The 13600-nt window shown below is 60.6% G+C and carries 8 protein-coding genes; 1 reads left to right on the forward strand and 7 read right to left on the reverse strand.

The features are described from left to right. From H5U38_01075 to H5U38_01095, 5 genes are all read right to left on the reverse strand, one after another. A partial coding sequence (locus tag H5U38_01075) for a carboxypeptidase-like regulatory domain-containing protein (protein ID MBC7185605.1) occupies nucleotides 1-1519 on the reverse strand: 1519 nt, incomplete at its 3' end. 70 nt (nucleotides 1520-1589) lie between these two features. After that, the gene (locus H5U38_01080) at nucleotides 1590-2612 is read right to left on the reverse strand and encodes a PorV/PorQ family protein (protein ID MBC7185606.1); all 1023 of its coding nucleotides are present in this window, start codon (nucleotides 2610-2612) and stop codon (nucleotides 1590-1592) included. A gap of 50 nt (nucleotides 2613-2662) precedes the next feature. Next, a complete protein-coding gene (locus H5U38_01085) occupies nucleotides 2663-5842 on the reverse strand; it encodes a hypothetical protein (protein ID MBC7185607.1) in 3180 nt (1059 codons plus the stop codon). Between the two features lie 56 nt (nucleotides 5843-5898). Further along, nucleotides 5899-8628, reverse strand: coding sequence for a TonB-dependent receptor (locus H5U38_01090; GenBank protein ID MBC7185608.1), 2730 nt, complete (start codon nucleotides 8626-8628; stop codon nucleotides 5899-5901). 489 nt (nucleotides 8629-9117) lie between these two features. After that, nucleotides 9118-10830, reverse strand: a complete 1713-nt coding sequence (locus H5U38_01095) for a VCBS repeat-containing protein (GenBank protein MBC7185609.1) — start codon at nucleotides 10828-10830, stop codon at nucleotides 9118-9120. Nucleotides 10831-11645: 815 nt separating this feature from the next. Between H5U38_01095 and H5U38_01100 the strand changes: the two genes are divergently transcribed. After that, a complete protein-coding gene (locus H5U38_01100; GenBank protein MBC7185610.1) occupies nucleotides 11646-12332 on the forward strand; it encodes a response regulator transcription factor in 687 nt (228 codons plus the stop codon). 91 nt (nucleotides 12333-12423) lie between these two features. On the opposite strand, the gene H5U38_01105 is transcribed toward H5U38_01100, so the two are convergent. Together H5U38_01105 and H5U38_01110 are read right to left on the reverse strand one after the other, a co-directional pair. Continuing rightward, nucleotides 12424-13230, reverse strand: coding sequence for a TonB family protein (locus tag H5U38_01105; GenBank protein ID MBC7185611.1), 807 nt, complete (start codon nucleotides 13228-13230; stop codon nucleotides 12424-12426). Nucleotide 13231: 1 nt separating this feature from the next. Beyond that, nucleotides 13232-13600 (reverse strand): biopolymer transporter ExbD (locus H5U38_01110; GenBank protein MBC7185612.1); only part of this gene is annotated, 369 nt, incomplete at its 5' end.

Consider the following 13600-nt stretch of genomic DNA (forward strand, 5'->3'; position numbering starts at 1 on the left):
GCAGGTAGTTCGTGCTCTGGTCCAGGAGAATGGTGAACGTGTCCAGGAAAATCTTGTTCCAGCGGTACTCAAAACCACCCTTCAGCTGGTGTGCCCGGTGCACCTGGCTGACGATTTCGCCCTTGTACACGTGGGTGGTGGTGTTGCGGTAGTAGTGGCTCATGTTCGTGCCGCCGGAGTAGAACATGTAGCCGCTGGACGCACGGAACCGGTTCGGATGTACGTAGCCAGGATGCTCTGGGTCCTGGTACTTCTGCAAGGGGTTCTTGTAGACGTAGCTCTTGTAGTCGTTGAAAAAGTTCGAGTACTTCAGACTGTAGAAAGTCCTAGGCGACACGGTGTGCGTCCAGGTCAAAATCTGGCTGTAGCTCCAGGTGTAGTTCGTGGGCCTGCCGTCGGGATTCAGCTTGTAGGCATGGCTGTAGGTCTGGTAGGTAATGTCATCAGCGATGAGGTTGTAGGTCAGCTTCATCGACGGCCTAAGCGTGTAGGCCAGCTTGATTTGGCCGGAAAGCTTCTCGTAGGGATTCATGGGCACTGGCTTGTTGTCGCCCGTCTGCTCGATGTGCCACTTGCTCGGGTCAGGATTGCTAAAGTCGTTGGAATCGGCGGGCATATAGCGGCGGATGCCGTAAAGATAGCCATCGCTGTCGTAATAGCGGCCACTCAGGAAAAACGTCGCCTTGCCCTTCAGACCTGGGATGGGACCACTGAGGCTCGCCCGCGCATCGATGGTGGCCAGCGGATCGATGTCATTGATGTTGTAGAACAGCGAAGTGTCGCGGCTGACATAATCCCCCACATACACCGCGGCCTCGCCGCTGTAGTGCGCGGCCCCCTCCTTAGTCACGATGTTCACCACACCGGACATGGCCTGGCCGTACTCTGCGTTGAACGTGCCGCTCACCAGCTCTAACTCTTGGATGGCGTTGTTCTCCACAGAAACCGCCATGCTCGAGTTGAAGCCGTCGGTCACCGAGATACCGTCCACCAAATAGGCGATTTCTCCGGAGCGGCCGCCTCGCACGTGGATCTCGCCTCCGCTACCGCGGACCACACCCGCCTGCAGCTCCAACACCTGGAAGAAGTTGTCCACCGGCATCTGCTGGATCTGCTCGGCTGCCACCACTGCCCTACTGGAGGTAGCGTCCACCTGAATGAGGGGGCGCTCTGCGGTCACGGTCACCGTTTCGCCCAGCAGCACGGTGGCCTCAAGCTGGCCATTGACCTCAGTGGTGTGGTCGACGCTGACGCGTACATCCACCGTGCGCACGCTCTTGTAGCCTATCATCGTCATGCGCACCACGTACGTGCCTGGCGGTACGTTGAGGATCACATACCGCCCTTGGGCGTCCGTGGCCGCACCCATGTTGGTCCCCTCCAACACCACGTTCACACTGGGAAGTGGTTCGTTCGTCTGCGCGTCCGTCACTCGTCCGGCGATTTTGCCGGTCGTGCCGGCCAGCGCCGCGTTCACCCCCATGGCGCACAGAGCGAGCACCAAGAATAGCTTCTTCATCGCTTTCCTCTTCCTCCTTGCTCATCAACTGGGAACCAGTCAAAGCGAAAGCACACGAGAACGTCTCGGCTTAAAAGCCGACCACCAGGGAGTAGCGGTGCACACCGGTCAGGCGACCGAAATCGGCATACGAGTAGTCCAGGGCAAGGCTGGCAGCCCCGCCGAACGACCAGCGCACGCCGCCCCCGACGGTCAGCCCCCCTTCCAGCTCATCCATGCCCATGCCTCGGTAGCCGGCCCGCAGGAACACCAGCTCGCGCACTGCGTATTCGAGGCCGGCATTGAGGTACTCGTAGTTATCGTTGGGGTGCACGGCGTCCGCGGCGAGGGTCAGTCGATTGAAGCCGGTGCGAAGAGCGTCGAAGCTGATGCCGATCTTCAGGCTCAAGGGCAAGTCCCAGCGGTTCACTTCCAGGGCCGCCCTGATCTGGTCGTTATTTCCCTCGATGGTACGGTCGGGGTCCACATAGAGCAAATTGGCCCGTCCTTCCATGCGCGACTTGGTGCCGAAATTGGACATGCACACGCCGATCTTCAGGTCGCGGTACTTGCTGCGAAAGAAGGTGCCGATGTCCAAGGCCACAGCGCTCGAGGACATGCTCCAGATGTTCTGGCGGATGAACTTGCCGTTGAAACCGATGGAAAAACGGTCAGTCAAGGCGCGGGCGTAGGAAAGGCCCAGCGCCAGGTCGTTGGCACCAAAGAGCTCTCCGGTGCCTTCCGGCTCAAAGACGGTGCGCACCTTGTCGTCGGGCACGGCGAGAGAAGTCACGAACATCCCCACAGTGCCAGCGTTACCCAGGGGAACTGCCAGTGCGGCAAAATCGTAGCTAATGTCCGCCAGCCACTCCACGTGCATGAAAGTGGCCTGGTTGCCTTGAAGCTGTGTCAGACCGGCGGGGTTCCAGTAGATGGCGTTGACGTCATTGGCCGTGGCCACAAAGGCCTCGCCCATGGCCGTGGCGCGGGCGCCCACACCGATTTTGAGGAACTGGGCACACGTGGTACCGGACTTGGTCACCTGAGCCACCACAGCCCCGTACCAGGCACCCACGAATGCGGCGATCAGCACTGCACAAACTGCCTTCTTCATCTCAGCCCTCCACATGACAAGGACCGGCGCTTGCTCAGTTGCCCGCCCAGTCACTTGATCACGGCCAGGCGGCCAATCTTCTGCCCGAATCCAGGGGCGTCCACGTGGTAGATGTAGACACCGGAGGCAATCTCCAAGCCATCCTTGGACAGCAGGTTCCATTTCTCGGAGCCGTCAAATACCGTACTGTGATGCTCGATGGTCGCCACGTGCTCGCCAACGATCGTGTAGATACGAATGGTGCAGTCTTGGGGCAGGTGGATAAAGTCCACGCGCCGCTCTCCGCGCCCCACCGAGAAGACCTCCGGTGGCGGCGTCTCTAACCCCGAGGCGGACACGTAGGGGTTGGGTACCACGGCAATCATGTCCAGCAGCCGCTTCTTGGCCTCCCCCTCCTTGGGGACCTCGATATGCGCCGGCTGTCCCTGCACCACGTAGCGGTCGATGCTTTCAAAAGGTTTGGCAATGAAGACCCGAATCACCGAGTTGGGTCTGGGGGTATCATACTGCGTCGGCTCAGTCGGTGGCAGGAAGGTGACTTCCCACGTCCCCTTGAGCGTGCTGCCATCGCGCACCAAGGCGACCACCCTGTCGCCGACAGTGGGAGTGTGGCTGTTGTCAGTGTCGTAAAACACCATCTCCAGCTTCGTCCCCTCGCTGGCGTTCCACACCTCAAAGGTCACCGGCTGCGGATTGACGAACATCGAGGTGTCGCGGATATGGTCGAAGAAGCGGATCTCGATGTCCCTGGGTAGCTTCTTGCCGCCGGCGAACGCTAAAGCTCGCAGCGCAAAGACCGCTGGGCCCGCGGTCCACTTCACCGAGTCCACCGCGATGGAGCCTACGTCCTTGATCTCTGCCTCATACGGCCCGAACCGGAAGGTACCATTCCAGAGCGTTTCGATGTCGCCCACCTTGAGGGGCCCCACCACCTGCTGCCCTGCCGCTGTCGTCACGCTCACCCGGGTGGGTTGGTTGGCGGCCGTGGCAAAACCGATTACGTAGGTGGTGGTGTCCACGAGTGTGCGGTCCAAGACGCGGACCTTTAGGGTGGCGGTGCTGTAGCCTGCCGCATGCGTCGTGGCGCAGGTGGCATCCACCAATCCGGCAGCAGGGGCAGAGGGCACCGCCGCCTTGACGTTCGGGCCGTCGACGATGCGCGGGCACTCCAGCGGCGGCACGTTCCCCTCCACACTACCCCGGTCATAGGCGGTCACTGCGTAGTAGTAGGTCAGCCCGTTTACGAGCCCGGTATCCGTGTACGAATGCACCAGGCCTGTGTTCTTGCCCAAATAGAAGTGCAATCCACTCTCGAACTCCACCGGATGTGTGCCTTCTATGTTGTTGACGGCATCGAACTGCGCCAGCGGCACAAAGGCCACCTGCACGCCGCGGTTGTTGGTGATTGGGTCTCCCCACTTGATCTTGTCGTTGCTCCGGTAGATCTTGTAGCCCTCAAAGTCGGCGCCGAAAACCGGGTCAACCGACTTCTCTGCCGCATCGTCCCAATAAATGGTCACGCGCCGGTCTCCAGGTACCACCCAGACATTCGGTGGATCGGGCGGCTTGGTGAACTGGAAGTTGAGCTTGTAGATCCAATCGGCCACAGCCGCATTGGCCAGCAGGTCTTCCTTGTTCTGCCCCAGCAGGATGGCAATGGACATGCGCTCCGTCTCGCCCGGCTTGAGGGAGAAATAGCCGGAGCCGAAGATAAAAATATTATCCTGATTCTGTTGGATGCCGGTGGGGTTGAAACTACCCGGCGTCATGCGCTGCCACATCTTGTCGTCCATGGCCGCCACCTCGGTAGCGTAGACCGGGGCAGCGAAACTGGTCAGGCCCAGTTGATCGCTCTCGTCGGGATCCAGATGCTCAAAATCGGGCTCGCCGCGGTCTGGCCGGCCGTTGCCTTCAGTGCCATCAGGGTCTGGCCCGGGATAGGCAGGATGCCACCAGCCCAGGCCATCGGAGCCGACGTCGTCGGACTTGCCGTCCAGATCGCCAAGGTCATCGATGCGGCCGTCGTGATCATCATCGATGCCGTTCCACCAGTTCTGCTCAGGCGTGTCGGCTTTGGCCAACTCATCGGTCGCCTGCCAGTCGCCGTCGTCGTCAATGCCGTTGCGCTGGGATTCGTCCACCAGGCCGTCACCGTCATTGTCAATGACGTCATTTGCCACACCCGGGCTCTCCAAGAACTTGAACCCCAGCATGCCCAACTCCGACCAGGGAATGCCAAAGTCGTTGCTCGACCCAGGGTTATCCCATGAGTAGACCATGTTGCGCACGCGGTGCGTCTCGCCGGTGAAGCTGTCCTTGCCCTGCGTGTCGATGAACCCGGCCCAGTCATCGGAAAAGTCGCCTGCCCCACCGATGTGCGGGTCACCGATCATCCCCACCACCACTTTGTCCAGCGTCTTGTCGCTCACGTTGGTGATTTCGAACTGGAAGAAAATGATATCCTCCGCCACCGAGGCCGCATACTGATAGCCCCGCGCCGTGACCTGGATGCCGAGCCCGCGGCGGGTCGGGTCGTTGACAAAGGGGTAGTACTCAAACTCGGCGTTCCAGCGGTCATCCATGACGTAGTAGCTCTCCAAGTCGGCAATGATGATGTTGTTGCCGTACTGGCCGGGCCACATCAGTTTGCCGTTGGCGTCGTGAGGAAAGAGCTCGCCCCAGGTCTCGGGCCGGTTGCTCATGGCAATGCCGCCCTTGTCCCGCTGGGCCTTGGGCCAGGTGGCGTACACCTCCGGGGCAACCCCATAGCCGGGCAGCGGCTCCCACCCCCAGGCATTGATGCCGCCGGTAATGTCATCGTCGCCGCCGTCCAGCATGCCATCGCTGAAGATTTGCACCGTGGCCCCCTTGGCGTCGACTACCTCGGCCCCCACCAGCAGCCCGAACTCGTAGCCATAGCCCCGACCGCTGTAGATGGGCCACTCCACGGAGGGCTCGGTGTTGGGTGCGCCTACTGAGCCGTAGTTGTAGAACAGCGTGCGCACCTTGTTGCCGTCATGCAGACCGAACATTCGCTCGTGGTGGGAGGTGGGCTTGGCCAACGCCGCGGCCCGCGCCCGCTCCTCCTGCCACTGGCGGAATTCCTCCTTGCTCCAGTATTTCATGGGCTTGCCCCGTTGTCCTGGAGCGCCCTGCTGGGCGGCAGCCCCCGCCACAAGCACTACGAGCACGAGTATTCCCCCTGCCGCTTTCATCCATCCTTTGCTCATGATTACTCCCAGGGTTTGCCGAGTCGCTAACTGGCCACCTTTGCGATGGGCTTCAATCAGAACTCGAGGGCGAGGCCCATGAAGAGCTCGCGCGGCTTGGAATACCAGTGCGGACGGTTCTCCCACGCGTCGGTCATCACGCCGCCGTAACGGGCCAACCCATAACCGGTGCGTCCGGTGCTGTCCCACACAATGTTCTCATTCTTGCGGTCCAGCAGATTGTAGGCTTTCAGGTAGAGGGTCAGGTACACCTTCTCCGCACCCATGCGCCAGGGGAATGTCTTGTAGGCATGCAAGTCGAACTTGACGATGGGAATCTTGCGACCACTGTTCTCGGTGGCGACGCGCACGATCTCGTTCGCTCCCATCGGCGTGTACGGATAACCACTCTCAAACCGACCGATGACGTTCACGCCCCAATTCCGGGGGCGAGCAACGTTACCGTTAATGCGAAGCGTATGGGGCTGGTCCCAATCCAGGTACACCACCTGCTTCAACGGCTCGATGGACAACCGGTAGTCGCGGCGGGTGCGCGTCGGATCGGACTCATTACCTTCGGCAACTTGGTAGGTGTAGTCCACCGAGGCTGAGAAGAAATTGGAGAAGCGTTTGTCCAACGTGAGAGTGACGCCCTTCACATGGCCAAAGTCGCGGTTGATGTAAAAGGCGTAGGCGTCGCCGCTGGCAAAGCGGTAGATGCGCTGACCCAACAGGTTGCGGATGTCGCGGAAATAGGCTTTCACATAGACTGCCACGTCCTCAGCCAGCTGCTGTTCGAAGCCCAGCTCGTAGCTGATGGTCTTCTGGGGCTTCAGGTCCGCATTGCCGATGTCGGTTTCGATGACTCCGGGTTTGACCTCAAAGTCCGGGTTGTGGTAAAGACGCGAATAGGGCGGAATCTGGAAGAAATGGCCGTAGGAGAAGAAGAGCTTCCCCTTGTCGGTAATCGGGTGGGCCAAGGAGAAGCGCGGGCTCAGTTGCGTCTTCACCGAGGCGGGCTTCAAAATCGGCTGCCCCTGCACGACCCAGCCAGTCAGGTAGTCGGCAGCAGGGTCGAAGTAGTCGAAGCGCAGCCCGATGTTGACCACCATGTCGGCCAGTTCGATCTTGTCCTGCACGTAGGCGGCCAGTTCCACAGGAAAATGGTGGTATTTATTGTTAAAGCGGCCGGCCGCATCGATAATGTCGCCGCGGATGCCGTTGCCGTTATCGTCCCCGGCGTCTGTCCACGCTCCATCCAAGTTGATGTCGGTGAAGGGCTCACCAGGGGTGTACAGGCCGTCGCCATTCTCATCGACGAACGGCTCCGCACGCTGGTCAACCAGCACGTCGTAGTCGTGCTGGTACAGGTCGTGGCGCTTCGCCTCCAGGCCCGCCTTCATTTCGTGAGCGCTGCCCAGTTGCGCGGTGATGTCGAACTTGCCCGACCAAGTGATGGCATTTTGCACCAAGCGGCTGTTCACCGTGCCGCCGGTGTAGAACTCATAGTTGGAGTCCTCTTTGTAGTAGCCGCTCCACACGTAGCGAGGGTCCCTGGGGTCCTCGTAGGCATAGTAGCGGTATTGGTTCCAAAAGTAGGACCCGACCACCGTGTAGAATGCCCTGCTGGAGAGCTGGTGGGTGAGCTTGAGGCTGTGGCGTTCGCCGCGCTCAAAGTGCTGCAACTGCCCCTCGACGATGAACTTGCGGCTATGGTCGTAGTTGCGCCAGCGATCGTTCTGGTAGAGGCCGGTGTATTCCAGCTTCATTCCAGGGGAGAGGAAATAGGAGAGCTTCGCCTGCATGTTTCTGCGCAGGGCCGGGTTCATGGCCACGATCTTCCCGTCGCCGGTGCGAATCGAATCGGCAAAGTCCGTGGGACTGTGCAACCGTATGCCGTAGAGGTAGCCGCTGTCATCAAGGTAGCGGCCGGAGAGGAAGAACGACAACTTCTTGCCCAAACCAGGCACCGGACCGCCGAAACTGAGCTCCAGCTCTTTGGTGTTCAAGGGGCGAAAGGCGTAGTGGTCGCGAATCTGCTTGTTGTACTCGATGGCATAGTCGGTGAGAATGTCCCCTGTCTGCAAAGAGAGAGCCCCCGTGTACGACTGCCGCCCCTCCTTAGTCTGGATGTTGATGACGCCAGAGAGGGCCTGTCCATACTCAGCGTTAAAAGAGCCGCTGATGATGGACAGCTCCTCGATGGCGTTAGTGGCCACCTGCAGTCCGAGCGTGTTGCTAAAGGGGTTGACGTTGGCGACTCCATCGACGAGATAGGCGATCTCATCGGCGCGGCCGCCACGGATGTGGATGGCGCCGTCGCGGTCGACCGAGACGCCCGCCTTGGTCTCCACCATCTGCTGGAAGGTCTCAACAGGCGCCGCGGCGATTTCGTCGGAGGTGACAACTGCAGCGCTGGCCGTGGCGTCCCGCTGGATCAGCGGCCGCTCGGCCACCACCGTCACCGTCTGCCCCAGGTCTAACACCGTCGGCGAAAGTTGAAAGTTGACCTCGGTGGTCAAGTCGGTCTTGACACGCACATTCTCCACTACCGACGTGGTATAGCCCATCATGGTGGCGCGAAGCTGGTAGGTTCCTGCTGGCACATTGAGGATGAAGTAGCGTCCTTCGGCGTCAGTTGCTGCCCCCATCATCGTCCCGTGCACGACCACGTTCGCACCAGGCAGAGGTTCCCCTGTCTGGCTGTCGCGCACGAGACCGGCGATCTTACCCGTGGTACCACTCCAGGCACCGGGGAGGATAGCGAGAAGCAGGAAGGCTACCACGAGAGCTCGGACCGTTCTCATGACCAAATCTCCTCTCGCTAGTGGCTCGAGGTGGCAATGCGCCACCTCTCTCAATCGTTGGCAGACATCACCTGGCGGCTCTGCCTCCTGAGCAGAAGAGAGGCACCTTTGACCAGGCTGATCATACGCCCGCAATATAAGGAATAGCATCGTTTTTGTCAAGACAAAAGTGCGGGCGCACGCGTTCCCCACAGCAATTCTCCCCGGGTCCACCGCGATCCCGCCCATGGATGGCGGAGACCAAAGAGCCCCCATTCCAGCGGAATGGTGTGAGGAGGAGTCTCCGGACCGGCATACCCACGCGCGGAGGTCGCCGTTCACCCCCTTGGCCGCCGTCCGCTGCAGGGGCCACGCTCTCCAGAGTTCCGGTACAACCAGGCCGGGGTAACCCATTGCCCAGTCTTGTCGACTCTGCTCGTGCGGGCATGAAGAAAAAACGCGGAGCCCCCTTCGCGTCGAGGGCTCCGCGTTCGTGAAAGGCGTGAACGGTTACCTTGCCAGAATCATGTTGCGGGTCAGGCTCAGCGACCCCATCTTCACGTGGCAGAGGTAGACCCCGCTGGGCAGGCTGCGACCGAGGTCGTCGGTGGCATCCCAGATCAGCTCATGGGAACCGGCAGGCTGCAGCTTGTTCTCCTGCAGGGTGCGCACCAACCTGCCGGTGCTGTCGTAGATTTTCACCGTCACATGCTCTGGCCGCGGCATTTCGTACACGATGGCCGTAGTGGGGTTGAACGGGTTCGGGTAGTTCTGGTGGAGCTTGAAGCTCTGCAGCACCGGGGCTCCAGGAATAATCTCCACGGCCGTGACGCCCTTGCCCTCGATGATCATGAGCCAGTCCTGCGTGTCGGCATCTCCGGTCTCGTGGGCAATCAGCAGCTCCGGCTCGCCGTCACCGTCCATGTCGTGGATGGTGTTGTTGCCGGTCTGCCAGAAGTTCTTGTTGTCGCCCGGGAAGCAGACGTCGTACACGCGCGCCTCGGCGGTATCGGGCGGGTACTGGTAGATCATCTCCCAGGTGTAGCTGGTGGAGTCGGCCTTGTCGCCGCCCACGTACTCGATGCGGAAGACCTTGCCAACCCAGTTGCCGCCGACAAAGATGTCAGTCTTGCCGACGCCGTCATAGTCACCGGCAGTGAGGCCGCGCGTGCCGTTCGGTGAGGCCATGCCCACCTGGAAAAGGTTATCCACCCCAATGGTGGCCAAATTGGTGACGTCGCCGATAAAGCCAAAGTAGCCGCGGTTGTCACCGCTCACCACCTCGTTCTTGCCGTCGCCGTCCAGATCCACATTGACGGTGCCGTGAATGGCCGCCCACAGCATGTCGCCCCCGGCTACCGTGTAGTAGTCGTAAGTGTCGGGCCCCACACCTTCGTAGAAGACAAACAAGTCTTTAGAGTAGGAGGGGAAAAGCGCCTCCAGCTTGCCGTCGTTGTCGACGTCGGTGATGGCAGCGTCGTAGATGGAGTTGACATCGGTGGTGGTGTCCATCACCTCAATCTTGAACTGGGTGAAGGGGCCAGCAAACTCGCCGAGAAGGGAGAAGATCATCAAAGCGTCGTTTTTGGTGGCGCTGCTGAAGTTGCGAAAAGCGCAGGCGACTTCGGCAACGCCGTCGCCGTCGACGTCAGCGGCAGCCATGCCGGCGGGACGGGTGTTCGTGCCAGGCTTCGCCTCAAAGTTCCAGGTGGCGGTTGGCGAATCCCAGGACGGCAGACCGGTAGGAGAGCCCTCGAACACGTACAAACGGACAGGGTTGCCATCCGGAGTGGGATAGCCTGCTCCGTAGGGGATGCCAATGAGCAGCTCGTGCCAGCCGTCGCCGTCCATGTCGGTCACAGCACAGGTGGGGAAACTGGCTGCGCCTGTAGCAAGGGAAGTATCCCTGAAAGCCCAAATGAGCTCGTAGGTATCCTTGCCCGTGCACTCGTAGAGGTACACGCAGGCCCCATCGTCCAACTCGCCGTAAGGGCCATTGGGCTGCGACTCGTCGGTGAGGACGAAAAACTCCCACTTGCCGTCGTGGTCAAAGTCGTAGGCGGCGTGCACCTCGTCCACGCAGGTAAGGTGGTCAGGGTCAAATTGGTGCACCCCGAACTCCTTGTGAAAACCCTGCGCCAAAAACTGTTGTGCACTTGCCCCACCCACGACCAGCAGCATGAAGCAGCCCACCATCGCCAAGATGCCAATCGCTTTGTTCATGGTGTCACCTCCTCGCTACGTGGTTCAGAACAGCACCCCTGGCTCGGTAATCCTCTTGCGGCTCTCATCACCTCCTTCAGCACATTTCATACGAGGGCTCATTGTGGATTGGACGGTCAACATTTTAAGCAAATTTCTCCTATTTGTCAAGAACAAAATTCATGCGCAGGCGAGAAAATTCGGCCCTCGCGGTGCGACCTCTCACCACTGCCCGACGGCCGCGTCACATCGCGGAAACGTCGGCCACGTCCATGGCCCGCGTTCTTCCCGCGCGTGGGCCACTGAACATTCTTCCGCCGCACGCGGCAGGGGCCGCTTCCTACCTCCGCCCAGATCTCTCCCAGCATGCGGCGGACGGCATCTGTAGGCTCATCCCTTCTGCTCTCTCGTCGGCCGAGGCCATGTTCCTCGCGCTATCCCAGAGGCCAGGTGCTGCTGGCCATTTCGCCTTCCCCCAGTTAGGCACAGGCCCGGCGGGACTTGCCCCGGTCGGAAGCGCAATGGTGGATTTCCGCGCAAGGTGGTCGCTTTCTGTACACAAAATCTGTCAACATTGTCACGGTTGTCGCCAGGATCCCTGCTTTTGCCCTTGTCGAGTTTCGTCCTTGCGCGCCACGGTCCTCCTAACACCACAAAAACAAGGCAACTGTCCCGTCCCCCACGCAAGGTCAGACCTGCCTTGCCCGCCCAGGCGGAGGTGGCGGAGGATTCAACTGGCACAGGAGTTGCGAAAAGGGAAAACGAAAGCGCAGAGCGCGCGCTTTTCGACCAATGCCATGAAGGAACTTGAAGCGATAGAGAGGAGGAAGGCCGTCATGAGAACGCGGAGTGTGTTGTTCTACGACCCCGCGAACGGAAAGCCCAACGCAATCAGCAGCGAGTTCCTCGCAGCAGGGTACCATTGCCGCCATGCGAGCACGCGAACTGAGGCATTGCAAATTGTCGAGAGTCAGAGACCGGATGCGGTGGTGGTGTTCATCGATCGGTGCGGCGAGGACGGCTACTCGTTCTGCCGCTTGGTCAGGCAGCAGCTCAACCTGCGTCGCATGGCGCTCATCATGGTCTCATCGCAGTGCAGCGAAGAGGACATCATCCGCGGCTACGAGGCGGGCGCAGATGACTATGTCAGCAGCCTGAAAGGTCCTCGGGAGCTTGTGGCCCGCGTCGGGGCAGTGATCCGCCGCATCTCTGACTTTGATCCGGCCAAGATAAAGGTCAAGGACATCGAGATCGACTTGGACCAACAGCAGGTGCGCAAGTCGGGCAAGCCCCTGGACCTGACCTACATCCAGTTCAAGCTCCTGTACCTCTTGGCATCACGTCGGGACAAGACCTTCTCCCGCGAGGAGATCCTGGATCGCGTCTGGGGGAGAAACGTGTGCGTTACCTCGCGTACCGTGGATGTGCATGTGAAGCGACTGCGGGAGAAACTCGGCGAGCACAAGTACCCCTCGCGCTACATTCAGACCGTTCACGGCACTGGCTACCGCTTCATGCAGTAACCGTGCTTTTCCTCCCTCCAAAGAACCCCCGACCTGTGGCCGGGGGTTCTCCTTTTTTGACCAATGTCCGTCGGGGGAAGTCCGTTTTCGCTCAGCGGAGCAGATATCTGAAGGTGATGATGCCAGTGACTTCCTTCTGCGGTGCGCCCGGCGGCAGCGGGTTGAATCGCCATTGGCGCAGCGCCTGGAGGGTGATGCTCTCCAGAGTGGCGTCGCCCTTGAGCACAGGCACCATCTCGCCCACGCTGCCATCGGGCAGGACGACAAAGCGGACGCGCACCACTGCCTCGCGCTGCAGCCCGTGCGGGTACTCCGGGATGACTTTGTACAAAATCTGCCGGTTGGCAGCCTCCCCCTCGATCTTGAAGCTCTCCTGGCCGCCGCCAGCCATCCCTGGGGCCTGGGGTGTGCTTTCCCCCATTTGGCCCGTTGCGGCCGTGGGGGCGGTCGGTTTCCCTTCGATAGCTTCCGGCTCACGCGTCGGCGTCTCCATTGGGACAGCAGAGCCTGGTGCAGGCGCCGCTGTCTCTGGCGCAGGCTGTGCCGCAGGCACCTTTTCCGCGGTTCTGGCAGTCAGCTCCGGGGGTTCTTGCTCCAACATGCGCCTCTTCGGCACGCTCACCACCTCCTCGGCTGCCGCAGGGTGCTGCACCACCTGCTCCCCCTTGGGGCTGGACTGCGATGGCGCCATCTGGTCACTCACCCTTTCCCCCATCTGGCTGCTGGCCCTTTCTCCAGAAAGGAAGGTGACCTCGGCAAAGTCCGGGGGATAGTGCTCCAGTCTTACTGCGAATAGTGCCAGCACCAGAAACAGCAGGGCGTGCAGGGCCACCGAGACTATGGTGCCCCGGCCGATGTCGGCGCGCGCAAAATGGCCGATGCGCACTGCTAAGCTCATCTCACATCCCCGGCTGCGTCGCGATCAAGAACTGCTCGCCACCTGCTAACTTGGCAATGTCCACAATCTGGATCGCGCGCTCCAAGCTCAAATCCTTGTCGGCTCGGATGACCACGACTTTGCTGGCACCTTGATCCAACAACTTCCTGAGCTCCGCGCCGAGCTCCGCCAGCGTTACCTGGCGCGTGTTCAAGAAGATGCGCTCGTCGCGGGTCACCGTCAGGAAGATGCGATTCGATTGGTCTACCTGTCCGCTCACCGCCTTCGGCAAACGCACCTTGATTCCTGGCTGCACCACGTACGACGAGGAAAGCAGGAAGAAGATGAGCAGAAGCAGCACGATGTCCGTGAGGGAGATGGCGGAAAAGAC

This window comes from Calditrichota bacterium, assembly GCA_014359355.1.
Lineage (GTDB): Bacteria > Zhuqueibacterota > Zhuqueibacteria > JANLFK01 > Oleimicrobiaceae > Oleimicrobium.